Source organism: Streptomyces sp. NPDC087428, from assembly GCF_044744085.1.
GTDB lineage: Bacteria > Actinomycetota > Actinomycetes > Streptomycetales > Streptomycetaceae > Streptomyces.
This window is the reverse complement of record NZ_JBIUXR010000001.1, coordinates 481,825-507,640: the sequence shown is the minus strand read 5'-3', so window position 1 is coordinate 507,640 and position 25,816 is coordinate 481,825. Positions and strand designations below refer to the sequence as shown.

Annotated in this window: 19 protein-coding genes and 1 tRNA gene; 8 read left to right on the top strand and 12 right to left on the bottom strand. The window is 71.2% G+C overall.

The genetic code is table 11. The features are described 5' to 3' along the window. Window positions 1-201 precede the first annotated feature (201 nt). From ACIO3R_RS02265 to ACIO3R_RS02255, 3 genes are all read right to left on the bottom strand, one after another. Window positions 202-274, bottom strand: a tRNA-His gene (locus ACIO3R_RS02265). A gap of 126 nt (window positions 275-400) precedes the next feature. Beyond that, entirely contained in the window at window positions 401-1,003 is a 603-nt protein-coding gene (orn, locus tag ACIO3R_RS02260; protein ID WP_363023343.1) for an oligoribonuclease, read from the bottom strand. Window positions 1,004-1,013: 10 nt separating this feature from the next. Beyond that, window positions 1,014-2,249: a helix-turn-helix domain-containing protein gene (locus ACIO3R_RS02255; protein WP_385041150.1), complete on the bottom strand. Its 1,236-nt coding sequence runs from the start codon at window positions 2,247-2,249 to the stop codon at window positions 1,014-1,016. A gap of 932 nt (window positions 2,250-3,181) precedes the next feature. Here ACIO3R_RS02255 and ACIO3R_RS02250 point away from each other — a divergent pair. Continuing rightward, complete coding sequence (locus tag ACIO3R_RS02250; protein ID WP_123471258.1) at window positions 3,182-3,703, top strand: universal stress protein; 522 nt, start codon at window positions 3,182-3,184, stop codon at window positions 3,701-3,703. A 291-nt stretch (window positions 3,704-3,994) separates the two neighbouring features. On the opposite strand, the gene glmS is transcribed toward ACIO3R_RS02250, so the two are convergent. Then, entirely contained in the window at window positions 3,995-5,824 is a 1,830-nt protein-coding gene (glmS, locus tag ACIO3R_RS02245; RefSeq protein WP_385041153.1) for a glutamine--fructose-6-phosphate transaminase (isomerizing), read from the bottom strand. Window positions 5,825-5,906: 82 nt separating this feature from the next. After that, window positions 5,907-6,182 carry a hypothetical protein gene (locus tag ACIO3R_RS02240; RefSeq protein WP_402102419.1) on the bottom strand — a complete coding sequence of 92 codons (276 nt, stop codon included), beginning with the start codon at window positions 6,180-6,182 and terminating at the stop codon, window positions 5,907-5,909. 338 nt (window positions 6,183-6,520) lie between these two features. Between ACIO3R_RS02240 and ACIO3R_RS02235 the strand changes: the two genes are divergently transcribed. Continuing rightward, window positions 6,521-8,182, top strand: a complete 1,662-nt coding sequence (locus tag ACIO3R_RS02235) for a beta-N-acetylhexosaminidase (protein ID WP_385041158.1) — start codon at window positions 6,521-6,523, stop codon at window positions 8,180-8,182. Window positions 8,183-8,305: 123 nt separating this feature from the next. Here ACIO3R_RS02235 and ACIO3R_RS02230 read toward each other — a convergent pair whose 3' ends face one another. Further along, window positions 8,306-9,337: an ABC transporter substrate-binding protein gene (locus tag ACIO3R_RS02230; RefSeq protein ID WP_402102416.1), complete on the bottom strand. Its 1,032-nt coding sequence runs from the start codon at window positions 9,335-9,337 to the stop codon at window positions 8,306-8,308. 435 nt (window positions 9,338-9,772) lie between these two features. Between ACIO3R_RS02230 and ACIO3R_RS02225 the strand changes: the two genes are divergently transcribed. After that, complete coding sequence (locus tag ACIO3R_RS02225) at window positions 9,773-10,177, top strand: MerR family transcriptional regulator (RefSeq protein WP_402102413.1); 405 nt, start codon at window positions 9,773-9,775, stop codon at window positions 10,175-10,177. 46 nt (window positions 10,178-10,223) lie between these two features. Beyond that, on the top strand, window positions 10,224-11,240 hold the full coding sequence (locus ACIO3R_RS02220) for a zinc-binding dehydrogenase (protein WP_402102411.1): 1,017 nt from the start codon (window positions 10,224-10,226) through the stop codon (window positions 11,238-11,240). A gap of 72 nt (window positions 11,241-11,312) precedes the next feature. On the opposite strand, the gene ACIO3R_RS02215 is transcribed toward ACIO3R_RS02220, so the two are convergent. Both ACIO3R_RS02215 and ACIO3R_RS02210 read right to left on the bottom strand, forming a co-directional pair. Continuing rightward, the gene (locus ACIO3R_RS02215; protein ID WP_385036349.1) at window positions 11,313-11,426 is read right to left on the bottom strand and encodes a DUF6194 family protein; all 114 of its coding nucleotides are present in this window, start codon (window positions 11,424-11,426) and stop codon (window positions 11,313-11,315) included. A gap of 282 nt (window positions 11,427-11,708) precedes the next feature. Then, window positions 11,709-12,875, bottom strand: a complete 1,167-nt coding sequence (locus ACIO3R_RS02210) for an acyl-CoA dehydrogenase family protein (RefSeq protein ID WP_385036344.1) — start codon at window positions 12,873-12,875, stop codon at window positions 11,709-11,711. A 135-nt stretch (window positions 12,876-13,010) separates the two neighbouring features. Here ACIO3R_RS02210 and ACIO3R_RS02205 point away from each other — a divergent pair, with 135 nt between their 5' ends. After that, entirely contained in the window at window positions 13,011-14,252 is a 1,242-nt protein-coding gene (locus ACIO3R_RS02205) for an RNA-guided endonuclease InsQ/TnpB family protein (RefSeq protein WP_402102955.1), read from the top strand. A gap of 35 nt (window positions 14,253-14,287) precedes the next feature. Here the strand turns inward: ACIO3R_RS02205 and ACIO3R_RS02200 are convergent, their stop codons facing one another. The 3 genes from ACIO3R_RS02200 to ACIO3R_RS02190 are packed head-to-tail and all read right to left on the bottom strand — an operon-like array spanning window position 14,288 to window position 18,940. Continuing rightward, entirely contained in the window at window positions 14,288-15,220 is a 933-nt protein-coding gene (locus ACIO3R_RS02200; protein WP_402102952.1) for a hydroxymethylglutaryl-CoA lyase, read from the bottom strand. A gap of 20 nt (window positions 15,221-15,240) precedes the next feature. Beyond that, window positions 15,241-17,319 carry a biotin carboxylase N-terminal domain-containing protein gene (locus ACIO3R_RS02195; RefSeq protein ID WP_402102949.1) on the bottom strand — a complete coding sequence of 693 codons (2,079 nt, stop codon included), beginning with the start codon at window positions 17,317-17,319 and terminating at the stop codon, window positions 15,241-15,243. A 13-nt stretch (window positions 17,320-17,332) separates the two neighbouring features. Further along, the gene (locus ACIO3R_RS02190; RefSeq protein WP_402102407.1) at window positions 17,333-18,940 is read right to left on the bottom strand and encodes a carboxyl transferase domain-containing protein; all 1,608 of its coding nucleotides are present in this window, start codon (window positions 18,938-18,940) and stop codon (window positions 17,333-17,335) included. Between the two features lie 96 nt (window positions 18,941-19,036). Here ACIO3R_RS02190 and ACIO3R_RS02185 point away from each other — a divergent pair, with 96 nt between their 5' ends. The 3 genes from ACIO3R_RS02185 to ACIO3R_RS02175 all read left to right on the top strand — a co-directional run bounded on the left by ACIO3R_RS02185 (window position 19,037) and on the right by ACIO3R_RS02175 (window position 22,855). Beyond that, window positions 19,037-19,681 carry a TetR/AcrR family transcriptional regulator gene (locus ACIO3R_RS02185; RefSeq protein WP_385036341.1) on the top strand — a complete coding sequence of 215 codons (645 nt, stop codon included), beginning with the start codon at window positions 19,037-19,039 and terminating at the stop codon, window positions 19,679-19,681. A 140-nt stretch (window positions 19,682-19,821) separates the two neighbouring features. After that, window positions 19,822-21,258, top strand: a complete 1,437-nt coding sequence (locus ACIO3R_RS02180) for a glycosyltransferase (protein ID WP_385344632.1) — start codon at window positions 19,822-19,824, stop codon at window positions 21,256-21,258. A gap of 64 nt (window positions 21,259-21,322) precedes the next feature. Beyond that, window positions 21,323-22,855 (top strand): DUF6056 family protein, encoded by a 1,533-nt coding sequence (locus ACIO3R_RS02175; RefSeq protein WP_402102403.1) that lies wholly within the window; start codon window positions 21,323-21,325, stop codon window positions 22,853-22,855. Here ACIO3R_RS02175 and ACIO3R_RS02170 read toward each other — a convergent pair. Then, window positions 22,812-25,802, bottom strand: coding sequence for an acyltransferase family protein (locus tag ACIO3R_RS02170; protein ID WP_402102400.1), 2,991 nt, complete (start codon window positions 25,800-25,802; stop codon window positions 22,812-22,814). The two genes, ACIO3R_RS02175 and ACIO3R_RS02170, sit on opposite strands and share 44 nt — an antisense overlap. Window positions 25,803-25,816: the final 14 nt, after the last annotated feature.

Below are 25,816 nucleotides of genomic sequence, written 5' to 3'. Positions count from 1 at the left end.
GCACTGGCCGGCCCGCGCTTTCCCTGGAGCCGGCGGACCTGGAAACTCGCCGCACCGTCTTTGCGGACCCGCTCCCTGATCGTTGCCATGGCGCAGACGGTAGGTCGAAAATCCGGCCGCGTTTGGCCGCGGTCTGGCCGGCCCGGAACACAAAGAAGCCCCTGATCTGCGTTTCCGCAGATCAGGGGCTTCCCCTTCAAGGGTGAGTAACGGGACTCGAACCCGCGACATCCTGGACCACAACCAGGTGCTCTACCGTCTGAGCTATACCCACCATGTCCGGGCGTTTCCGACCGGCCGAGAAAAAGTGTACAGGGTCCGGGAGGGTGCTCGCGCCCCCATTGTCCTGCCGCCGGTCCCGGCCCCCGAAAGGGCCGTGACCAGCGGTTTTCCCAAGGACCTAGGCCGAGGGCTGCGACACGCGCGCAGCGATCGACTTCGCGCGCTCGGAGTCCGGTCCCGGCTGCGGGACGAAAACCGCCTCGCGGTAGTAACGCAGCTCCGTGATGGAGTCGCGGATGTCCGCGAGCGCCCGGTGGTTGCCGTTCTTCTCCGGGCTGTTGAAATACGCCCTCGGGAACCAGCGGCGGGCCAGCTCCTTGACCGAGGAGACATCGACGATCCGGTAGTGGAGGTAGCCCTCCAGCGACGGCATGTCGCGCAGCAGGAAACCGCGGTCGGTGCCGACCGTGTTCCCGCAGAGCGGGGCCTTGCCGGGCTCCTTCACGTGCTCGCGGACGTAGGCCAGGACCCGTTCCTCGGCGTCGGCCAGGGTGGTGCCCCCGGCCAGCTCGTCGAGCAGGCCCGAGGCGGTGTGCATCTGCCGCACCACCTCGGGCATGGTCTCCAGGGCCGCGTCCGGCGGGCGGATCACGATGTCCACCCCGTCGCCGAGCACGTTCAACTCCGAGTCGGTGACCAGTGCGGCCACCTCGATGAGTGCGTCTTCCGTCAACGAGAGCCCGGTCATCTCGCAGTCGATCCACACCATGCGGTCGTTCATGCGCCCCACCCTACGGGGCGCTCCGCTGACCCGGCAGGGCCGGGCGCCCTGCCGTGTACGCATCGGAGCCCTGCCTCCCGTGTTCGGCGCGGCCCGCGTCCAGCGCTGCCGGGGCAGCGGCGGACTGGCCCGCGGGAGCGGCCGCCGCGGCCGTGCGGCGGTTCGCGGGACTGCCCTGGGCGGGCACCACCTGCTCGGTGACCGGGGCGACCGGCTCCGGGCCCCCGCCCTGCGGACGGCGGGCCCGGTAGGCGGCCCGGTACGCGGCGGGGGAGGAGCCCAGCTGACGCCGGAAGTGTCCGCGCAGCGCGACCGGCGAGCGGAAGCCGCAGCGGCCCGCGACCTCGTCGACCGAGTAGTCGGACGTCTCCAGCAGCCGCTGCGCCTGCAGCACCCGCTGGGTGATGAGCCACTGGAGCGGTGCGCTGCCGGTGAGCGAGCGGAACCTCCGGTCGAAGGTCCGCCGGCTCATGTAGGCGCGCGCGGCGAGGGTCTCCACGTCGAACTGCTCGTGCAGATGCTCCAGTGCCCAGGCCACGACCTCGGCGAGCGGGTCGGAGCCGATCTCTTCAGGTAAAGACCTGTCGAGGTAGCGCTCCTGACCGCCACTGCGACGCGGCGGCACGACGAGCCGGCGGGCGAGTGCCCCGGCGGCCTCCGTGCCGTGGTCCGAGCGCACTATGTGCAGGCAGAGATCGATGCCCGCCGCTGTGCCCGCGGAGGTGAGCACATCGCCGTCGTCGACGAACAGTTCGCGCGGATCGACGTGGACCGACGGATAGCGCTTGGCCAGCGTCGGTGCGTACATCCAGTGCGTGGTCGCCGGGCGGCCGTCGAGCAGTCCGGCCGCGGCGAGGACGAAGGCCCCCGTGCACAGCCCGACGATTCTGGCGCCCTCCTCGTGGGCGCGGCGCAGCGCGTCCAGTGCCTCCACGGGCGGCGGCGAGGTGATGGAGCGCCAGGCGGGCACCACGACGGTGCCGGCCCTGCTGATCGCCTCCAGCCCGTAGGGCGCGGTGAGTTCGAGTCCCCCTGTGGTGCGCAGCGGTCCTTCTTCGCCGCTGCACACGAGTAGCCGGTAGCGCGGAACTCCCGCGTCCTGGCGGTCGATACCGAATACGGAGAGCGGAATGGAGCTCTCGAAGATGGGGCCACCGCTGAACAGCAGTACGGCCACGACCTCTCGGCGCCGGCGCCCGCTCAGCTTCCGTACAGCCTCCGTTGCGGTGGCGGAGTCCTGGCTCATGACGCTAAGCCCCCCTCGGTGTTCGCGTCTTCCTGGTCCTTACGGGCCTGTCGCACCTGCACATGTCCCCTCGGTCGTGCACGAGTCCCCAGCCTTCGACACCCAAGATCGAATCTACTGCGTCCCGTGGTGCCGTCGTGACAAGTTCACCAACCGGCTTTATGTCGACAAGGCAACCTGGCGGGAAGCATTCGATCACGAAGCGTTTCACTCGTGAGTCGCGCAGGGAAGTACGCCTGGCGTTCATGGCCCGTCCCCGTTGGGTGGAAGCGTACCGCGCGGTCTCTTCCTGCCTGCTGGCAAGGGGGTTGATCGGCCAATTCGACAAGGAATCGACCTGTGAGTGAAGTTGGCTTAAAACATACGGTCGCGTGTGCGGAAATCAGTCGTTCAACCGGCGCACGCCCCGAAGGGGCGGCCGCCTCGATACGCCCCCTCGGCCGGTCCGGAGTTGGGGCGGCCGGTGCCAGTGGGTGGCCGGACGCCGGCCGCGGGCCGTGCCGGTGGCCGATCGCGCGGCGGGTTCCGGACGGCTGACGGTGTCCGTTCGGTCGCGGGATCGCCCTCCGGAGCCGTCCGGTGGCGCCGAGGTCGGTACCGGACGGTCGGCGAACCCGATCGCGGACCCGTGGGCGGCGCGCTGCGGGGCGGTGGGGCCGGCCGGCCCGCCCGGCCCCGCCGGTCGCCCGCCGCGGCCGCACGGCTCCCGTGACGTCGGTGTACGGCGCAGCCGGCATTGCCATACGGGGCGGTCTCGGGCATGCTCCGTGAAACGTCGCGCGCGCTTTGCGCGGGTCTGGGCTGTGGAGGAGTGGCGCCGTACCCTTGGGGGTAAGGGGTTGGGAAGATGATTCCCGGACACCGCCACACCGCCCACTGACGCAGCTCCCCAAGTCGCTCTCCTCACGAGGACTCTCTTCGCCGAGACACCGATGGCCGGTCACGAAATCCCCGAACCCGCGGACCGCAAGCAGGTAGCCGACCCCGAGTCGGGCCCGCAGGCGGCCGAAGAAACACGTCATTCCTGCGATCCCGCGTTCCGGCACGGGGTCGTCGTCGGCTTCGACGGCTCGACCTCCAGCGAGCGAGCCCTCGCCTACGCCATCGGCATGGCCCGAAGATCGGGCTCCGGCCTGATCATCGTCCATGTCGCCAACAGGCTCCCGACCACCGTCTGGGCAGGCTGCGAGCCGCCCGTGTTCGTCGACGTGCCCGATCACCGCACCGAGGTGCTCGGCCTGGAGCTCGCCTGCGCGGACTACCTCACCGAGGTGCCGTGGGTGCTCGTGGAGCGCGGCGGGGACATCTGCCACGAACTGGAGGAGGTCGGCCGGGAGTACTCGGCCGACGCGATCGTGGTGGGTTCCACCCAGGGGATCGTCGGCCGGATCTTCGGCTCGGTGGCGGGCCGGCTGGCGCGGCGCGCCCAGCGCCCGGTCGTCGTCATCCCGTAGCCCGTTCCTCCCTCACTCTTTCGAGGCACTGTCCGCCCGCCGTCCGGAACATCCGGGGCGGGCGGTCTCGTTCCGGCCGCCGCTCCGGAGCCCGGTGGCGTCAACTCGACTACGAAAACAGCGGGATGAAAGAGACTACCGATCCGTAGATGTGGATTGTGTCCTTGTGAAGGGTGCATAAAAGTCACGGGCGGCAGCGCGATTGCATGTGAATCCGCCCGCGCGCGGGAGCGGCCCCGCGCCCCTGTCGGGTGGCTGCGGAGCCGCTCCGGGCCGGTCGGTGACGTGCCGCTACTCGACGGTGACGGACTTCGCCAGGTTGCGCGGCTTGTCGATGTCCCGGCCCATGGCAAGGGCCGTGTGGTACGCGAAGAGCTGGAGCGGGATGCCCATCAGGATCGGGTCCAGCTCGTTCTCGTTCTTCGGCACGACGATGGTGTGGTCGGCCTTCTCCTGCACCTGGTGGGCCACGGCGAGGATGCGGCCGCTGCGGGCCTTGATCTCCTCCATCGCGGCGCGGTTCTTCTCCAGCAGGTCGTCGTCCGGCACGATCGCCACGGTCGGCATCGCGGGCTCGATCAGCGCGAGAGGCCCGTGCTTCAGCTCGGAGGCCGGGTAGGCCTCCGCGTGGATGTACGAGACCTCCTTGAGCTTCAGCGAGGCCTCCCGTGCGACGGGGTAGCCGCGGACCCGGCCGATGAACATCATCGACTTGGCGTCCGCGTACTCCGCGGCCAGCCTCTTGATCTCGTCCTCGTTGTCGAGGATCTCGCTGATCTGGGCGGGCAGCCGGCGCAGCCCCGCGATGATCCGCTTGCCGTCGGCGACCGACAGGTCCCGGATGCGGCCCAGGTGCAGGGCGAGCAGCGCGAACGCGACGACGGTGTTGGTGAAGCACTTGGTGGAGACGACACACACCTCGGGGCCGGCGTGCACGTACGTTCCGCCGTCGGCCTCCCGGGCGATCGCGGAACCGACCACGTTGACCACGCCGAGCACCCGCGCGCCCTTGCGCTTGAGCTCCTGGACGGCGGCCAGCACGTCGTACGTCTCACCGGACTGCGAGACCGCGACGTACAGCGTGTCGGGGTCCACCACCGGGTTGCGGTAGCGGAACTCGGAGGCGGGCTCGGCGTCCGCGGGGATGCGGGCGAGCTCCTCGATCAGCTGGGCGCCGATCTGGCCCGCGTGGTACGAGGTGCCGCAGCCCAGGATCTTGATCCGGCGGACCCCGCGCGCCTCGCGGGCGTCCAGGTTGAGGCCGCCCAGGTGCACGGTGGCGAAGCGGTCGTCGATCCGGCCGCGCAGCACCCGGTCGACGGCCTCGGCCTGCTCCGAGATTTCCTTGTGCATGTACGTGTCGTGGCCGCCCATGTCGTACGACTCGGCCTCCCACTCCACGGTGGTCGGCGTGGCCGTCGTGGTCGAGCCCTCCGTCGTGTACGTACGGAAGTCGTCGGCCTTGAGGGTGGCCATCTCGCCGTCGTCGAGGGTGACGACCTGGCGGGTGTGGGCGACCAGGGCGGCGACGTCCGAGGCGACGAACATCTCCTTCTCGCCGATGCCGAGGACGACCGGGGAGCCGTTGCGGGCCACGACGATGCGGTCGTTGAAGCCGGCGTGCATCACGGCGATGCCGTACGTGCCCTCGACCGAGCGCAGGGCCTCGCGGACCTTCTCCTCCAGGGTGTCCGCCTCCGAACGGGCGATCAGGTGGACCAGTACCTCGGTGTCGGTCTCGGAGAGGAAGACGACGCCCTCGGCCTCCAGCCGGGTGCGCAGCTCGGAGGCGTTGTCGATGATTCCGTTGTGGACGACGGCGACCTTGTTGCCGGCGTCCAGGTGCGGGTGGGCGTTCTCGTCGCTCGGGGCGCCGTGGGTGGCCCAGCGGGTGTGGGCGATGCCGGTGGTGCCGGTGAACCGCTTGGGGACCCGGGCCTCCAGCTCGCGGACCCGGCCCTTGGCCTTGACCATCTTCAGCGCGGCGGGCTTTCCGGCCGCCGGCTTGCCGGTGATCACGATGCCCGCGGAGTCGTAGCCCCGGTACTCCAGCCGCTGCAGCCCTTCCAGCAGCAGCGGAGCCACATCACGCTTTCCGATATAACCGACGATTCCGCACATAGCGTCTCTGCCCCTCCGTGAATCCGACGACATACAAGCAAGTGGACGTACAAGTGAGTGGGTGCCCGGCCGCGGACCGGTCTCAGCCGTAGACGATGCGGCGCAGCTGCCGGAGCGAGAGCTCCGGCGGCGCGACCGCCCGGTGCGGCAGTTCGGCCGCGATCCGTTCGAAGATCTCCGCGTTGACCAGGCCGCCGGACTGCAGTTCGCGGTGGCGGCGGCGGACGAAGCCCTCGGTCGTCTCGTCGAAGTACGCCAGCACGTCGAGGATCACCCGGGAGGCCTCGCCGCGCTGGAGCGCGGTGCTGCGCACCAGGTGGTCGATGAGGTCGTCGTACGGAGAGCGGCGTTCGAGCACGCGTCGATACTGCGATGGAAGAGCCCCAAGCGCAACAATTCTGCCCGATATCGGGCAGGGATGCGGGCGAGTGGCTCTCTTTCTGTGTGCGGCGGGGGTTTCAAGACCCCTTTGATCGTTCCCCGAGTCGGCCCAGCGCCGCTCGCCGGTCCGCGCTGTCGACGGGGCCGCCGGGATGAATTCGGCCATGGGCCCCGGATCGTCGGCCACGTTCCGACGGGGACAACGCGCGGAAGTGGTCTACACCTTGACCATCCATGGGGTAAGCGGTACGCATGGCGACGGTTCGGTTGGTCAGGAGATCCGCAGATGTGAACCCGTAGAAAGGGACCCGGCTTGTGAGACTGCACACCGCGCGGCGCAGTGCTCTTCCCCGTGCTCTACCCCGTCTTCTCGGCTCGCTGCTCCTCATCGCGGCGGCCGGTGTCTCCACCGCGTGCGCGGCGCCCACGGCGTCCGCGGCGGGCAGCGACGACGCGGCCGGGGCGCCGCGTCCGCTCGGCCAGGTCGTGCCCGCCCCCGCCTCGGTGAGGCCGGGCGGCTCGCCGTACTCCCTCAACGACGGAACCAGGATCCGGGTCGACGGCTCGTCCGGCGAGGCCCGCAAGATCGGCGAGTACCTGGCGGGCGTGCTGCGTCCGTCCACCGGATACGCCCTGCCGGTCACGGACAAGGACGGCGCCGACGGCATCCGGCTCCGGCTCGGCTCCCGCGACAGCGGGCTGGGCACGGAGGGGTACACCCTCACGTCCGGCCGCGGTTCCGTCACCATCACCGCCCGCAAGCCGGCAGGGCTCTTCCACGGCGTCCAGACGCTGCGTCAGCTGCTGCCGGCCAGGATCGAGGCGGACAGCCGCCAGAAGGGGCCGTGGAGCGTCGCGGGCGGCAGCCTCACCGACACGCCGCGCTACGGCTACCGGGGCGCGATGCTCGATGTCTCACGGCACTTCTTCTCGGTCACCGAGGTCAAGCGCTACATCGACCAGATCGCGCTGTACAAGATCAACACGTTCCACCTGCACCTCTCCGACGACCAGGGCTGGCGGATCGCCATCGACTCCTGGCCGAAGCTGGCCACGTACGGCGGCTCGACGGAGGTCGGCGGCGGGCCCGGCGGGTACTACACCAAGAGCCAGTACAAGGAGATCGTGAACTACGCGGCCTCCCGCTACCTGGAGGTGGTGCCGGAGATCGACATGCCCAGCCACACCAACGCCGCCCTGGCCTCGTACGCGGAGCTGAACTGCGACGGCGTCGCGCCGCCGCTCTACACCGGCATCGAGGTCGGTTTCAGCTCGCTGTGCGCGAACAAGGACGTCACGTACGACTTCATCGACGACGTCATCCGTGAGGTCGCCGCGCTGACCCCCGGCAAGTACCTCCACATCGGCGGTGACGAGGCGCACTCCACCAGCCATGAGGACTACGCCAAGATCATGAACAAGGCGCAGGCCGTCGTCGGCAAGTACGGCAAGACCGTGATGGGCTGGCACCAGCTCACCGGGGCCACGCCGGTCAAGGGCGCGGTCGCCCAGTACTGGGGCTACGACAAGACGAGCGCCGCGGACCGTCAGCAGGTGGCGGACGCCGCGAAGAACGGCACCAAGCTGGTGCTGTCGCCGGCCGACCGGGTGTACCTGGACATGAAGTACACCGACAAGACCGTGCTGGGCCTGAAGTGGGCCGGCCTGGTCGAGGTCCAGCGCTCCTACGACTGGGACCCCGCGACGTACCTCTCCGGTGCGCCGGCGGACGCGGTCCTGGGGGTCGAGGCGCCGATCTGGGCGGAGACCCTGACGGACAGCGACGACATCGACGCGATGGCGTTCCCGCGGCTGCCCGGAGCGGCGGAGCTGGGCTGGTCCCCGGCGGCGACGCACGACTGGGACACGTACAAGCTGCGGCTGGCCGCGCTCGGGCCGCGGTTCACCGCGATGGGGATCGACTACTACAGGTCGCCGCAGGTGCCGTGGCCGGCGGAGTCGGCTTCGGCGGGGTGACATGAGGTGACGGCCCGTCCGGCGGCCGAGGGCGCTGCCCCCGGCCGCCGGACGGGCTTGAACCGCTGTCCTCAAACCGCCGGACGGGCTCGGCTCTGTCGACCGGAACGACTGATTCGGGGGTCAGGCGGCCTTCTTGGCGTCCTCGATGGCCTTCGCGAGGTCGTCGAGGAGCGGCGCGCACTTGTCGTAGCTGAAGATCGGCTCGGTGGTACGGGGGATGACCTGGCCGGCCTTGACGGCGGGCAGCTGCGCCCAGGTCGGCTTCGAGGTCAGGGCGTCGGGCTGGAGGGCTGAGGAACGGTTGTCCATCATGATGATGTCGGCCTGGTACTTGTCGACGTTCTCCCAGCTCAGGCTCTCGAAGAAGCCCGCCTCGTCCACCTTCGGCTCGACGAACTTCACGCCCAGCTCCTGGAAGTACAGGGTGTCGGCGGACATCTTGGCGAGCGAGACGTAGAACAGGTCCTGGCTGGCCGAGCCGATCAGGACCTTGATGTTCGGCTTGGACTTCGCGGCGGCGCGCAGCCGGGCCGCGGCCTTCTCGAAGCGGGCCTTCGCGTCCGTGACCGTCTTGGCCTTGACGTCGGCGCCGAGGGAGGCGGCGAGGTCCTCGTGGCGCTGGATGGCCTTGGGGATCGTGGTCTGCGCCGCCCACAGGGCGACGCTCGGCGCCAGCTTGAGGATCTTGTCCTTGGACTGGTCCGGCACGTACCAGAGGGCGTCCTTCTCCCACATCGCGGTGACCAGCAGCTCCGGGCCGAGCGCCGCGTACTTCTCGACGTTGAACTCGCCCCAGACGTTGCCCAGGATCTCGACCTTGCTGATGTCCAGGTCACCGGCCTGGACGTCCGCCTTGCCGTCCTTGGTCTTCGTCGGGCCGAAGACGGCCTTGACCTCGATGCCGTAGTCGTGGAGCGCGGCGGCGACACCGGTGAAGGCGACGATGTTCTTCGGGACGGACTTGGCCTCGGCGGTCTGCCCGCGGTCGTCCTTGAAACTCCACGGCCCGGCGTCGGCGTCCTTGGAGCCGGTGGACCCCGAGCCCTTCCCGTCGCTGTCGCCGCAGGCCGCGAGCACGGCACCGAGACCTACGGCACCGCCCATGGCCAGCAGGCCACGGCGGGTGGGGCGGGACACTCGGGCAGTGCGCATGACGGAGTCCGCTTTCGTACGAGCCGGAGACCGGCAGGTGACAAGTTCGAACGAAGGTTAGCCTAACCTCACGAACTTTCGAGCCGGGGGATGCCCCCGGCCCGCACACCCGTCGGCACAGCCGCTGGGGGGCGGCGAGCTCCGCGATGTGGCCGCGCAGCAGCGCGCACTCGGCGAGTGCTCGGGGTCCTCCAGGAAGTGGCCCTGGCCGCTCAGGCCCCGTACGCAGGTGTGCACCAGGAGGGTCATGTGCCGAACATCTCCCGGCAGTCGTCAAGCAACGGACTCCGGCCGCGGGGAGTCCAGGCGATCGGCAGTTCCGCTCCGCGGGATCCAACAGGTGCAACACATAAAAAGGATGACGATTGATCAGGTCCGGGGTGCCGCCCTGCGCGGGCCGGAAGATCCGGAGGCACTTGGGCGTTGGCTCCAGGTATGAGGATCGGCGAAGCTTCCAGAGCCAGTGGTGTGAGCGCGCGGTCGTTGCGGCACTACGAGGACGAGGGCCTGATCGTCCCCGGTCGTTTCAGCAACGGGTTCCGCGACTACTGCCAGTCCACCGTCGACCAGGTGCTCGTCATCCGTTCGCTGCTGGAGTCCGGGCTGCCCGTGCGCCTGATCAGGGAAGCCCTGCCCGGCCTCACTGACGGATCCGGCGGATCCGGCCGGTCCGGCCGGTCCGGCGGTGGCTCGGATGGTGGCACGGGCGTGGTGCATACGGAGTTCCTGCACGAGGTGCAGGCCCATCGCGATCGCCTTGCTGCGCGTATCGCCATTCTCAGTGATCAGCAGGCGGCACTCGATGCGTATCTGCGGGAGGCTCGTTGCACCGGCCGGTGACGGCCACTTGACCTTGACACAAGTGTGAGACTCCTACGTTTCGAGCATGGAGATCAACGAGCAGCAGCACGGCGCCGGTCGGACGATACGGGCACTCATCCAGCGGTCGCACCGAGGGCCGGACGACCTGACCCTCACGACGGACCAGCGCCGTCCCGCCCCGGGGCCCGGCGAGTACCTGATCCGCGTGGGCGCCGCCGGGGTCAACTTCGCTGACGTCATGCAGACCCGTGGCACATACGGCGGAGGCCCGCAGGCGCCCTATGCGGCGGGGTTCGAGGCCGCCGGCGAGATCGTGGGAGTCGGACCGGGCATCGAGGACGCGCTTGCCCTCGGCACCCACGTCGTCGGAGCCGGACCGGGCGCCTTCGCGCAGTACATGACGATCCCGGCCGCCGCCGCACTCCCCGTGCCTTCCGGCTGGAGCGACGCCGAAGCTCTCGGCCTGGTGCTGAACTGGGCGACCGCCCTGGCGGCGCTGAAGCCGTTGGGTGAGATCGAGGCGGGTGAGACGGTGCTGGTGCACGCCGCGGCCGGAGGAGTGGGGCAGGCCGCCGTCCGCCTCGCCCACCACTACGGTGCGCGCGTGATCGCCACGGCGTCACCGGCCAAGCACGACACCGTCCAAGCGCTCGGCGCCGACGAAGTCCTGGACAGCGCGCGCCCCGATCTGGCCGCGGAGATCAGCCGCCTGACCGGTGGGGTCGACCTGGTCCTGGAATCGGTGGGACGAGCCACGTTCGAGACCAGTCTGGCGGTCACCAAGCCCTTCACCGGACGCGTCGTCGTCTTCGGTGCCGCCTCCGGCGACGCCACCGTGACCACGCACGACCTGGTCTTCACCCACCAGGTGCAGCTCAAGGGCCTGCACATCGGCGCGTTGGCGGTCGCGGCGCCGTCCCTCTACCGGTCGTTGCTCGCCGAGATTGAGGCACTCATCGCCCACGGCGTGTACCCGCCCGGCACTCCCCGGATCCACCCCCTGGCCGAGGGGGCGTCGGTGCTGCGGCAACTCGAAGCCGGCCTGACCCGCGGCAAGCACGCGCTCGATCCCTGGCGTTAGCCCCTCCCCGGCAGCCTCGCCCCGCCGCAGCCCGGCGGGAACCGCCCGATCGCCACGTGGCGGCCCGGACCCTCAACCCGTACGCCGCTCGTGGCGCGAACGCGCGAGGCGGTAGGCGCCGAGGAGCAGCTCGCGGGTGGCCGCGTCGGTTCGCCGGCCCGGATTCACGACCGCGAGCCAGCCCAGGGGCGCGGATCGTGGTGCATCAGGTGGTGGTCCCGGATGACTTGGGCGTCCGACCGGGCCTGTGAGGAGATCACCGCGAACTGCCCTTGCTGTGTGTGGAGTCCGGAACTTCGAAGTCGTACGGCCATCTGAGGCGTGAGGAGGCGTGCACGCGGTCCCGTTCGTCCGTGCACGCGGCGGCAGAATTCGCCCCGGCCGGCTGGTCGATTCGGGACGGCGGGATCGCCGGGACGGGCGGCCCCGGCCCCCGGGCCCGCCCCGCCCGGCCTCCGCCGCCCCGGCTCAGGCCGGCAGCCCCAGTTCCCGCGCGATCAGCATCCGCTGCACCTCGCTCGTGCCCTCGCCGATCTCCAGGATCTTGGAGTCGCGCCACATCCGGGCCACCGGGTACTCGTTCATGAAGCCGTAGCCGCCGTGGATCTGGGTCGCCTCGCGGGCGTTGTCCACCGCGACGGTCGAGGAGTACAGCTTGGCGATCGCCGCCTCCTTCTTGAACGGCTCGTCCGCCAGCAGCCGGGAGGCCGCGTCGCGCCAGCCGATGCGGGCCATGTGCGCCCGCATCTCCATGTCCGCGATCTTGAACTGGATCGCCTGGTTGGCGCCGATCGGCTTTCCGAAGGCGTGCCGCTCCGCGGCGTACTTCACCGACTCGTCCACACAGCCCTGCGCGAGGCCCGTCGACAGCGCCGCGATGGCGATCCGGCCCTCGTCCAGGATCCGCAGGAACTGCGCGTAGCCGCGGCCCTCCTCGCCCAGGAGGTTCGCCGCCGGGACGCGGACGTCGGCGAAGGACAGCTCACGGGTGTCCGAGGCGTTCCAGCCGACCTTGGAGTACGGGGCGGCGACCGTGAAGCCGGGGGTGCCGGACGGGACGATGATCGCGGAGATGCGGGGGCGGCCGTCCTCCTTGCGGCCCGTCACCGCCGTGACCGTCACCAATTCGGTGATGTCCGTACCGGAGTTGGTGATGAAGCACTTGGAGCCGTTGATCACCCACTCGTCTCTGGCCTCGTCGAGCACCGCCGTCGTCCGGGTGCCGCCCGCGTCGGAGCCGCCGTCCGGCTCGGTCAGGCCGAACGCGCCGAGCGCCTCGCCCGCGCAGAGCCTCGGCAGCCACTGCCGCTTCTGCTCCTCCGTACCGAAGCGGAACACCGGCATCGCACCCAGCGAGACCCCGGCCTCCAGGGTGATCGCCACCGAGGAGTCGACCCGGGCCAGCTCCTCCAGCGCGATCCCGAGCGCGAGGTAGTCGCCGCCCATCCCGCCGTACTCCTCCGGGAACGGCAGTCCGAACAGGCCCATCCGCCCCATCTCCCGCACGATCTCGTACGGGAACTCATGGCGCTCGTAGAAGTCACCGATCTTCGGAGCGACCACGTCGTGCGCGAACTCCTCTACGGTGCGGCGCAGTTCCTCGTGCTCGGCGGTCAGCCGGTGGTCCAGGGACATGGATTTCACCTTGATTCTCGCAGGATCCCCGTCCTTCAGGGCGGGGAGGAATGGGTCCTCGGTGCGGAGCAGCGAAGTGGCGGAGTTCGCTGCACATTGGTCTTGAACTGCACTTTCTTTCGTTGTCAGTGAGGGCTGTTAGGTTGCGAACCATGGCGACGAAAGCAGCGGCAGGGCAGGGGGGCCGGACGTGCCCGGTACACCTACCGGCTGCGCGTGTCGTCGACCGCGCGGGCGGGTCTTGATGCGGAGTGGGCGCGGTGTAGGTGGGTGTGGAACGAGTGCGTGGCCATGTCCCGCAAGGTTCACGCCGCAAACCGTGACGCGGCTGACAAGACGACGTGCGGTCCTGGGCAGCTCGATAAGCTGCTGACCGAGGCTCGGCAGTCGATGGCATGGCTGCGGGAGGGGGCGAGCGTTCCGCAGCAGCAAACCATCCGAGACTTCGCCACGTCCCGCGCCAAGGCGGTCAAGGACATCAGGGCGAGGGTGCCGGTGCGGCGGCGGGCCGGGATGCCCCGGATGAAGCGCAAGCGGGATGCGCTGCCCACGCTGAACTACACCCAGCGCGGATTCCGTCTCAAGGACGGCCGCCTGCACCTCGCGGGCGGCGTCGTCCTGACGGTCGTCTGGTCCCGCGAGTTGCCGTCCCTGCCTTCCTCGGTGCGTGTGTACCGGGACAGTCTGGGGCACTGGTACGCGTCGTTCGTCGTCGTCACCGAGACCCAGCCGTTTCCTGCAACAGGGCGTGCGCTCGGCGTGGACTGGGGTGTCAAGGAGACCGCCACCACTACATCCGACGCCCACGACCTCCCTCACCCTGAACACGGGAAGAACGCGGCGCGGAAGCCGGGGCGCTGTCAGCGGATGATGGCCCGTCGCCGCCCCGTGCACGGACAGGCCGCATCCAAGGGATACCGCAACGCCCGTCGGCAGGCCGCGAAGCTGCACAAGAAGGTTGCCCGGCAGCGGCAGGACACCGCCCGCAAGTGGGCCAAGTCCGTGGTCCGCGATCACGACGCCGTCGCTGTAGAGGACTTCCGCCCGAAGTTCCTGGCGAAGACCACCATGGCCCGCAAGGCCGCCGACGCCGCGATCGGCGCCACCAAGACAGCTCTCATCGAAATGGGCCGTAAGCACGCCCGGGACATCCGACTCGTGCATCCGGCGCACACCACCATGGACTGCGCGTCCTGCGGTGCAAGAACCAAGCACGCACTTCCCCTTTCGGAACGTACCTACACCTGCACCGCGTGCGGAGTCGTATCCCCCAGGGACAAGAACTCCGCATGCGTGATGCTGGTCCGGGCTGGTCTCAACCCGGCTGGTGCTGATCGTGTAAGAGCCGGCGGACCGCTGGTCCCCGGGCCGACGTGAGCCAGGAATCCCCGCCCTTCGGGGCGGGGAGGATGTCAATGCTCCTTGTGGGACAGGGCGCGGACGGTACGGGACGGGCTCGGTCGGCCCAGTTGTTCGGCGAGCCACACGCTGGTGGCGGTGAGCGCGTCGAGGTCGACCCCGGTTTCGATACCGAGGCCGTCGAGCATCCACACGAGATCCTCGGTGGCGAGGTTTCCGGTCGCGCTCTTCGCGTACGGGCAGCCGCCGAGGCCGCCCGCGGAGGCGTCCACGGTGGTGACGCCGTGCTGGAGGGCGGCCAGGGTGTTGGACAGGGCCTGTCCGTACGTGTCGTGGAAGTGCACCCCGATCGTGTCGGTGGGCACCCCGGATTCGTTCAGTGCCGTCAGCAGGGTGCGGACGTGGCCAGGTGTCGCGACGCCGATGGTGTCGCCGAGCGAGAGCTCGTCGCAGCCGAGGTCCATCAGGGCCCTGGCCACCCGCACGACCTGGGCGACGGGGACGGGCCCCTCCCACGGGTCGCCGAAGCACATCGACAGGTAGCCGCGCACATGCACCCGGTCCGCCTTGGCGCGGGCCACGACGGGCTCGAACATGGCGAGCGACTCGTCGACGGTGCGGTTGAGATTGCGGGCCGCGAACGTTTCCGTCGCGGAGCCGAACACGGCGATCCGGCGGGCGCCGAGCGCGAGGGCCCGGTCCAGGCCCCGTTCGTTCGGCACCAGGACGGGGAGCGCCACGTCGCCCACGTCCCCTATGTCGCCGAGCAGCGGGAACAGCTCTTCCGCGTCGGCCAGTTGGGGCACCCACTTGGGGTGGACGAAGCTCGTCGCCTCGATCGTGGAGAGCCCGGCGACCGCGAGCCGGCGGATGAACTCCGCCTTCACCCCGGTCGGCACGACCGTCTTCTCGTTCTGGAGCCCGTCGCGGGCGCCGACCTCGTGGATTTTGATCCGGGCCGGCAGGTCAGGCGCGGGCACGGTCATCGGCAGGGTGCGGGTGGTCGTCATGCTTCCTCCCCGGCGGCGGCCACGGGGGTGACCACGGCCAGTACCTGGTCCATGGCGACCGTGGTCCCGGCGGTGACGTCGAGTTCGGTGACGGTGCCCGCGTGCGGGGCGGAGATGACGTGCTCCATCTTCATCGCCTCCACCACCAGCAGGCTCTGCCCGGCCGCGACCTCGTCGCCGACGGCCACCTTCACCACCGTGACCGTGCCGGGCATGGGTGCGGCGAGGGTGTCGGCCCCGGAGCGGGCGGCGCCGGTCAGCGACGCCTCCACCGGGTCGTGGTCCCGGACGTGCCAGGTGTCGCCGTCCCGGCCGAGCCAGCGGCCCTCCGGGGACGCGGCGTGGGAGAACGCGTGCGTGACACCGGCCAGTTCGAGGGTGACGCGGTGACCGTCCGCGTCGATGAGCCGGGCCGTCTCGGCGCTGCCGGGCAGCGGGCCCAGCGGCCCGCAGGTGCCCGAGTCGGGGACCGGCGGCCGCGCGCCCTCGCCGACATGGCCGAAGGTCAGCTCGGTGGCCGCGCCGCACGGCCGCAGGCCCACCTGCACCGGTTCGTGGCCGGGGATGCGGAAGTGCCGCAGCGTCCGGGCCGGGGTGCCGCCCAGGCGCCAGCCGTCACCGGCCGAGAACGGGTCGGCCCAGGTCCGAGGGCCTGCCGGGGCGGGGGAGTGCTGCCGCAGCAGCGCGGCGGCCGCGTACACCTCCTCCGGGACCCCGTCCGGCACCAGCGCGTCCACCTCGCGCTCCACCAGGCCCGTGTCGAGATCGCCCGCCACCACGGCCGGGTGGCCCAGGAGCCGGCGCAGGAAGCCGGCGTTCGTCGGGACGCCCAGGACCACCGTGTCCGCGAGCGCCGCCCGCAGCCGGCGCAGGGCCGTCGCCCGGTCGGGGCCGTACGCGATCACCTTCGACAGCATCGGGTCGTAGAGGCTGCCGACCTCGCCGCCCTCGCCGAGCCCCGAGTCCGTCCGCACCCCGCCGCCCTGCGGCTCGTGCAGCGCCAGCACGGTGCCGCCCGAGGGCAGGAAGCCGCGCGCCGGGTCCTCTGCGCAGACCCGGGCCTCGACCGCGTGCCCGGTGAGCGTGATGTCGCTCTGCGCGTGGGTGAGCGGTTCGCCGGCCGCGACCCGCAGTTGCCACTCCACCAGGTCGAGGCCGGTGATCAGCTCGGTCACCGGGTGCTCCACCTGGAGACGGGTGTTCATCTCCATGAAGCAGTACGCGGCGGGGTCGCCGCCCGGGACGATGAACTCCACCGTGCCCGCGCCGACATAGCCGCAGGAGCGGGCCGCCCGGACGGCGGCCTCGCCCATCGCCGCCCGGGTCTCCTCGTCGAGCAGGACGGACGGCGCCTCCTCGATGATCTTCTGGTGGCGGCGCTGGAGCGAGCACTCGCGCTCGCCCAGGTGCACCACGTTTCCGTGCGCGTCCGCCAGTACCTGGATCTCGATGTGGCGCGGCCGGTCGATCCACCGCTCCACGAGCAGGGTGTCGTCACCGAAGGAGGCACGCGCCTCGCGCCGGGCCGCGGCGATCTCGTCCGCGAGCAGCGCCGCGTCGTGGACCAGCCGCATCCCCTTGCCACCGCCGCCCGCCGAGGGCTTCAGCAGCACCGGCATACCGATCTCGTGCGCCGCCTCGGCCAGTTGGCCGTCGGTGAGGTCGCTCCCGGTGGAGCCGGGGACGACCGGGACACCGGCCGCGGCGACCGTCTCCTTGGCCCGGATCTTGTCGCCCATCAGCGCGATGGCGGCGGCGGGCGGGCCGATGAAGACCAGCCCCGCGTCCGCGCACGCCTGGGCGAAGGCCGCGTTCTCGGCGAGGAAGCCGTAGCCGGGGTGGACGGCCTGCGCGCCCGTGCGGCGCGCCGCCTCCAGCAGCCGGTCCGCCGAGAGGTAGCTCTCGGACGCCGGGGCGGGGCCGATCCGTACCGCCGTGTCGGCCTCTTGTACATGCCGGGCGTCCGCGTCCGCGTCGCTGAAGACGGCGACCGAGCGCACCCCCAGCTCACGCAGGGTCCGGATGACCCGGACCGCGATCTCGCCTCGGTTGGCGACGAGAACGGTGTCGAACATCGTCATCTGTTCCTCACATCCGGAAGACGCCGAAACCGGCATCGCCCAACGGGGCGTTGGCGCAGGCGGTCAGGGCGAGCCCCAGCACCTGCCGGGTCTCCATCGGGTCGATCACACCGTCGTCCCAGAGCCGGGCGGTGGCGTAGTACGCGTTGCCCTGGGTCTCGTACTGCTCGCGGATCGGGGCCTTGAAGGACTCCTCGTCCTCGGCGCTCCAGTCGTCGCCCAGCTGGTCGCGCTTGACCGTGGCGAGGACGGACGCGGCCTGCTCGCCGCCCATGACGGAGATCTTGGCGTTGGGCCACATCCACAGGAAGCGCGGGCTGTAGGCCCGGCCGCACATCGAGTAGTTGCCCGCGCCGTAGGACCCGCCGACCACCACGGTCAGCTTCGGCACCCGGGTGCAGGCGACGGCGGTGACCATCTTGGCGCCGTGCTTGGCGATGCCGCCGGCCTCGTAGTCACGGCCCACCATGAATCCGGAGATGTTCTGGAGGAACACCAGCGGGATGCCGCGCTGGTCGCACAGCTCGATGAAGTGCGCGCCCTTCTGGGCGGACTCGGAGAACAGGATGCCGTTGTTGGCGACGATCCCGACCGGGTGGCCGTGGATGTGCGCGAAGCCGGTGATCAGCGTCGTCCCGTACTCGGCCTTGAACTCCGCGAAGCGCGAACCGTCGACGACCCGGGCGATCACCTCGCGTACGTCGTACGGGGTGCGCGAGTCGACCGGGACGGCCCCGTACAGACCGGCGGGGTCCACCTTCGGCTCGTCGGCCGGCCGCACCGACCAGGGCAGCGGGCCCCGGTCCGGGAGGGTGGCCACGATGTTCCGCACGATCCGCAGCGCGTGCGCGTCGTCCTCCGCGAGGTGGTCGGTGACCCCGGACGTACGGGAGTGGACCTCGCCGCCGCCCAGCTCCTCGGCCGTCACGACCTCACCGGTCGCGGCCTTCACCAGCGGCGGCCCGCCCAGGAAGATCGTCCCCTGGTTCCGGACGATCACGGCCTCGTCGCTCATCGCGGGGACGTACGCCCCGCCGGCCGTGCAGGACCCGAGCACCGCCGCGATCTGCGGGATGCCGGCCCCGGACATCCGGGCCTGGTTGTAGAAGATCCGCCCGAAGTGCTCCCGGTCCGGGAACACCTCGTCCTGCATCGGCAGGAAGGCACCGCCCGAGTCCACCAGGTACAGGCAGGGGAGGCGGTTCTCCAGCGCCACCTCCTGGGCCCGCAGGTGCTTCTTCACGGTCATCGGGTAGTACGTGCCGCCCTTGACCGTGGCGTCATTGGCGACGATCACGCACTCCCGGCCGCTGACCCGCCCGATCCCGGCGATCACCCCGGCGGCCGGTGCCGAGCCCCCGTACAGCCCCTCGGCCGCCAGCGGGGCCAGCTCCAGGAAGGGGGAGCCCGGATCGAGCAGGGTGTCCACCCGCTCCCTGGGCAGCAGCTTGCCGCGCGCCACATGCCGGGCGCGGGCCTTCTCACCCCCGCCGAGCCTGGCCGTGGCGAGCCGCTTGCGCAGCTCGTCGGTGAGCGCGTGATGCGCCGCCTCGTTGGCCTGCCAGGCCTCGGAGGCGGGATCGGCCGCGCTCGCCAGCACCGGTGCCTGCTGCATCCTGTCGAGCCCCCTTGCCCGTACCGCGGTGTTAGTGAGCGTTAACGTCAACCACAGGTTAACGACCGCTAACCCCCCTGTCTAGAATGACTGGTCATGAGCACTCATGCCGCCGCCCGCGTCGCGGCTCCCACCCGCCGTGAGCAGATCCTCAAGGAGGCCGCGCGCCTCTTCGCCGAGCGCGGCTTCCACGGCGTCGGCGTCGACGAGATAGGCGCCGCCGTCGGCATCAGCGGCCCCGGCCTCTACCGCCACTTCCCCGGCAAGGACGCGATGCTCGCCGAGCTGCTGGTCGGCATCAGTGAGCGGCTGCTGGCCGGCGGGGAGCTGCGCGTCTCCGAGGACGCGGCCTCCGGCGACGGGTCACGGGAAGCGCTCCTGGACGCGCTCATCGAGGGCCACATCGACTTCGCCCTCGACGACCGCCCCCTCATCACCCTGCACGACCGGGAGCTGGACCGGCTGCGGGACACCGACCGCAAGCGGGTGCGCCGGCTCCAGCGGCAGTACGTCGAGGTGTGGGTCGGCGTCGTCCGCGACCTTTACCCGGACCTCCCCGAGCACGAGGCGCGCGCCGCGGTGCACGCCGTCTTCGGCCTGCTGAACTCCACCCCGCACCTGGGGCGCCCCGGCGCGCTGCCCGACCGCACGGACACGGCGGCGCTGCTGCACCGGCTGGCCCGGGGCGCGTTCGACGCGGCGGGCGGCGCGCGGCCGGCGCCGGACGGTATGACGGAATAGGCCGACGGAAAGACCGCCCCGGACCCCCGGGTGCGAATCCGCGCCGACTTTTCCCCACGACTCCCTTTCGCCTGAGTTGTTTCCGCGAGTTGCGGACATAGGCTTCGGGACGGTCGCGTCCGCGCCTGATGGGGAACTGAATGAAAAGCTGCCAGGTATCGATCGTCGTCCCTTGTTATAACGAGGACGAGGCCGTCAAGGTGTTTCACCGCGCCCTGGTCGCCGCTCTCGAACCCACCGGGAAGAGCTTCGAGGTCTGCTATGTCGACGACGGCAGCGAGGATCTCACCCGGGCCGAACTGATCCACCTGGCCGCCGTCGACGAACGGGTCCGGTACACCGCCTTCAGCCGCAATTTCGGCAAGGAGGCCGCCATGCTCGCCGGACTCCGTATGGCCCGCGGGGATTCCGTGGTGCTCATGGACGCCGACCTCCAGCACCCGCCCGAACTCCTGCCCCGCATGATGGAGCTGAGCGGGCACGGATACGACCAGGTGATCGCCCGGCGCGACCGCGAGGGCGAGGGCTCGCTGCGGTCGTTCGCCAGCCGCTCCTACTACCGCGCCATGGGGCACTTCATGGACGTGTCGGTGGTCGACGGCGAGGGGGACTTCCGGCTGCTGTCCCGCCGCGCGGTGGACAGTGTGCTCGCGCTCCCCGAGTCCAACCGGTTCTCCAAGGGGATCTTCTCCTGGATCGGCTTCGACACCACCAGCTTCACCTACCACAACGCCCAGCGGGTGGCCGGGCGCTCGAAGTGGGGTGGCAGACGGCTGCTCAACTACGGCATCGACGGGCTGATCTCCTTCAACAACCGCCCCCTGCGGCTGGCCGTCTACGCCGGCCTCCTGATGGCCCTGGCGGCGATGGGGTACGCCCTGTGGATCATCGTGGAGGTGGCGCGCAACGGGGTAGGGGTGCCCGGCTACACCACACTGCTCACCGCCGTCGTGGCGCTCGGCGGGATCCAGCTGGCCACGCTCGGAATCGTCGGTGAGTACGTCGGCCGCATCTACGGCGAGACGAAGAACCGCCCGCACTACCTGATCCGGGAGACCAGCGAGCAGCCCGCTCCCGTCGCTCCCGCCGCACCCGACATGCCGTTACGGGTGCGGGGCGGCGGCGCGAGTGCCTTTGGTTCCGGCCGTTCCCGGACCGTGCGCCAATTCATCACCTTCGCCATGATCGGGGTCGTCAATACGGCGGTCTATCTGTCCGTGTACGCGACGCTCAACCACTGGATTCCGTATCTGGCCGCCCATGTCATCGGCTACTGCGTCAGCATCGTCGGATCCTTCCTGCTCAATTCCTACATCACCTGCCGGACCAGTCCGACCTGGCGGGCCTTTGTCCGCTTCCCGCTGTCGAGTCTCGTCAATCTCGTCCTGTCCGGGGCGCTGCTCTACGTCGGCGTGAGTCATCTGGGCATGGGAAAGAACATCGCCGCGCTCACCGCCGGAATTCTCGCCACCCCGTTCTCCTTCCTGCTCGCCCGGTGGGCCATCACCTCCGGTGCGGCCGTGTCCCGGCAGCCGGAACCGCTGGCCGATTCCCGGGCCGGCCGCACCGGCGACTGACGTCCCGCGGCACCGGCACGGCACACGTACTCGACGGCACCGCACGAAGGGCACCGGCACCTCCATGACCGCGGAAGCATCGGGAACAGCGGACACCCCGCCCGGACCGGGGGGCGCGTCCCACCGGCCGGACGGCGCACGGGCCGATCGGCGCCTCATGCCGCTCTGGGCGGCCGTCCTCACCGCGTTCCCGCTGGCCCTGCTGGGCGCGTCCTTCTGGATCGGCCGGCTGGTGCGGCCGGGCGGCGACGACTGGTGCTTCCTGCCCGTACTGCGGGACGAGGGCGTCTCCGGCATGATCGGGAAGTTCTACCTGCACGACAACGGGCGCGTCGCCAACGCGCTGATGGTCGCGCTCTACGGGGCCGGGGGCGTGGCGGGCCAGCAGTGGTACGCGACGGTCAGCGGGCTGCTGATCCTGGCCGTGGTGTGGGCGCTGGTCCCGGCCGCGCTGCGCGTGTCCGGGCGGACCGCGCCGCGCGGAGTGCCGCTGCTCGTCGCGTCGATGACCGTGGTGGTGTTCTTCTTCGCGACCCCCAACACGTACAAGACGTTCTACTGGCCGGCCTCCTCCGTCTCGCACACGGTCGCCCCGGCGCTGGCCGCCGCCGCGGTGATCCCGTTGCTGCGGGCCCGGTCGCGGCGCGGGTGGATCCTCGCGCTGTGCGTCGCCGTCGTGGCCGGGCTCTTCGTCGGGACCCTCTCGGAGGGGACCGCGATCGTCTCCGGCGTCCTGCTCTGCACCGCCCTGCTGCTCAGCCTGCGGTCGCGGCCGGGCCCCGCCCGCCACCGCACCCGCCTCTGGTGCGGCGTCGCGCTGGCCGCCGTGGTGGCGGGGACGATCATCATCTACACCTCGCCGGGGTCCCGGGTCCGCCGTGAGCGGTTCGGCACCGGCGCCACGTCCGTCGTCGACACCGGATCGCTGGCCGACGCGCTGCGGACCTTCGGCGACATCCTGGGGACCGTCCTGACCACCTGGACCTACCTGGGCGCACTCGCCGTCGGCGTCCTGCTGGGCCTGCTGCTGCGCGGGGGCGACCCGGCCGGCGACGGACCGCCGAGCGGCCGGCCGCTCGTCCCGGCCCTGGCCGCGGTGGCGGCGTTCCTGGTGTCCGGCTACCTCTGCACCCTCGTCACCCTCCCCGCCTTCGCGCACAACATGATGACGTATGGCACCCGCACCTGGAACGACTTCCTGTTCCTGTTCGTGCTGCTGCTCGCCGGACTCGGTGCCCTGCTCGGTGACGCCCTGCGCGCCCGGCGGCGGGGCACCGCCGCCGTTCCCCTCGTCACGGGAACGGCGGCGGTGCTCTGCGCCGCGGTGTGCGTGGGGCTGTTCGTGCCGCTGACCGGCCTGGCGCACGACATGGGCGTACGGGCCCGGCACTGGGACCGCCAGGACCGGCTGCTGCGCAGGGAGGTGGCCGAGGGCGCGACGGTCCTGCCGTACGTGCCGGCCTCCGTGGGGCAGATGCGCGACCCGTTCGGCCACCACGGCCGCAGCATCTGGCCGGCCCCCTGCACGGCGCAGTACTACCACCTGAAGCGGATCACCTACGCGACCCGGCTGCCGGCTCCCGGACCGACACGCTGACCTCCGCCACCCGCATCGGATGACCGGGCTCCGTCGCGGGACCCGGCGCCGCCCCGTCGGCGGCCGGCAGCGCGCCGCCCACCGCCACGTTCAGGATCAGGAACTGGCCCCGCTTCACCGCCCGGTCCCAGGTGGCCGCGTCCATGCCGGACGCCTTCACCCGGTGGAACACCCGGCCGTCCAGATACCAGCGGACCTCCTCTGCGCCGGGCGCGGTGTCGACCTCCACGGCGTACGAGTGGAACGCGCCGCGACAGCCGGAGCACTTCTGCCGGGGCGAGCTGAGCCCCACCGGCTCCTCGCAGGGACCGCCGTCCAGGGTGCCGCAGTGCATGGTGCCGAAGACGGCGTCGCGGCCGTTGACGGACTCCATCACGTCGAGTTCGCCGGTGGCCGGCCACCCCGTGTACCCGTCGCGCAGTTCGGCGCCCATGGTCCAGAAGGCCGGCCAGTAGCCGGCCGCCGCCGCACCCGTGACGTCCGGCAGGGCGATCGACGCCTCGATCCGCAGGGCACCGCCGGGCGGCGGCGCGAAGTCGGAGCGCCGGGACTCGACGCGGCCCGAGTACCACCGCCCCTCGCGCCGGGTGGGCACGATCTCCAGCGCCCCCTTCCCGTCGAGGCGGACGTTGTCCGTGGAGTCCGTCATCGTCTCGATCTCCCCGGTGCCCCACCGAGGGGCCGGGCAGCCCGGGTAGCAGGTGCCGCGGTCGTACTGCCACCGGGAGGCGGCCGGGCGGCTGCCCGCGGGCCCGTCGAATTCGTCGTGCAGCAGCCGGGTCCAGCCGTCCGCCGCCGGTGCGCCGGTCCGCATGAGCAGCCGTTCGAGCCGGGGCGCCAGCACCACGGCGGCGACGTCGGTCAGATGGGCGTCGTCCCGGTAGAGCAGGATCCGGTCCAGGACCGCCGGGCAGGTGGGCCGGGCGGCCGGGCACAGCACCGAGTTCACCTCCACGGCCCGCACCCCCGGCAGGGCGCCGGCCGCCGCCTGCCGCGCCAGCGGATCGGGCCACCGCGCCTTCTCCCGGCCGAAGGCGCAGGCCTCCGGATCCGTGAGGTGACCCGAGACGCACGCCGGGACGTCGGTCCCCGGCACCGGGGTGTCCTCGATGTAGACCACCGGCACCCCGAGCGCGCGCAGCGGCTTCAGGGTCTTCTCCCAGCCCTTGAGCAGCCGTTCCTGGTCATCGGTGTAGCGGTTCAGGGAGCCGATCACGATCAGCTCGGGCTTCGGCCCCTTGCGCAGCCGGGCCAGACTGTCGGCCCGCCAGCTGTCGCACTCGTGGTACGTGCGCCCCAACTGCGGGTTCACCACGGACAGTTCGGGGAGCGGGCAGCCCTGCTTCACCAGTTCCTGGAGGGCCCAGCCGCGCTTGGCCGCGAGGCTGAGCAACGGTGAGAACCACTGCCCGGCGTGCGAGTCGCCGAGCAGGACGACCCGGTGCGGACTGTCCACCGCGCCGAACAGGCAGGGCGGGCTGCTCGTCACCGGCGGCGCCACCTCGCACGCACCGTCCGGCGGGAAGCTCTTGCGGGCCTGCACCGGGCTCGGCACCACGGGGCCGCCGGGCGGCGCACCGGTCCGCGTCAGCAGCGAGGGGCCGTCGGCCGCTCCCGGCGGCAGCCCCTTCGCGTCCACCGGGGCGGCCGGGCCCAGCAGATGCAGCGTGGTGGTGCCCACCACCAGCGCCAGGGCCACCGGCACGACCACGGCCGCGAGTCCCAACGACAGTCCTCGCCGCGGTAGTTCGGAGAGCGTGCTGCTGTGCCTCAGCGGCCGTTCCACCCAGCGCGCCGTCGCCAGGGCGGGCAGGACGCAGGCCAGCGTCAGCGCCGTTCGCGCGGGCCAGCCGAGGGCGCCGAAGCGGGCCTCGGCCAGGACGAGCACCGGCCAGTGCCAGAGGTACAGGGTGTACGAGAGCCGGCCGACCGCCCCGGGAGCCCGCATCGACAGCAGCCGCCCGACCCCGGCCCCCGCCCTGTACCCGGCCGCCCCGTCCGGGCGGCGTCCGGGTGTCCCGGCCAGGATGACCGCGGCCGTGGCCAGGGTCGGGACGAGCGCCGCGTATCCGGGGTACGGCGTCGAGGCGTCGTAGCTCAGGACGCACCACACGAGCGCCGCCGCCCCCGCCCAGCCGCACAGCAGCCGCAGCGGGCGCGGCCCGCGCAGCAGATGCCACGGGAGCAGGGCCAGCAGCGCGCCCACACCGAACTGCCAGACGCGCGACGGCGTTCCGAGGTAGGCCAGGGAGACGGAGTCGCCCGTCCAGCGCAGCGACAGGGCGAAGGTGGTGAGCGTCAGCAGGGCGGTGACGGCGAGCGCCGCAGGCCGCAGCGCACGCCCCCGGCGCGCCGAGCGTGCGGCGAGGACCGCGAGCACGGCGAGCAGCGGGGCCCAGCACAGATAGAACTGTTCCTCCACCGCCAGCGACCAGAAGTGCAGCAGCGGGCTCTCGTCCTGCCCTGCGGCCAGGTAGTCGGTCTGCTGCTGGACGAACCGCCAGTTGGCGACGGACAGGGCCGACGCCACGACGTCGTTCTCCAGATCCGTGCGGCGCAGCGGGACGGTCAGCCAGGCCCCGGCCACCGCGACCGCGACCAGGACCACGGCGGCCGAGGGCAGCAGCCGGCGGGCCCGGCGGGCGAAGAACTCGCCCAGCCGGATCCGGCCGGTGGTGACGGCCTCCCGCACCAGGAGTCCGGTGATCAGGTAGCCGGATATGACGAAGAAGACGTCCACGCCGACGAACCCGCCGGCCAGGGCGGGTACGGACGCGTGGAAGGCGAGGACCGAGAGGACCGCGAACGCGCGCAGCCCCTCGATGTCGGGGCGGAACGCGGACCGGCGCGAACCCGTGGCGCCGGGTCCGGGGCCGGCGCCATCGGACGGTGGTCCGTGGGTGGCGCTGCTCCCGGGCCGCGGAGCGGAAGGGGCGAGGGTGGGCATCGTACGAGGGCCTT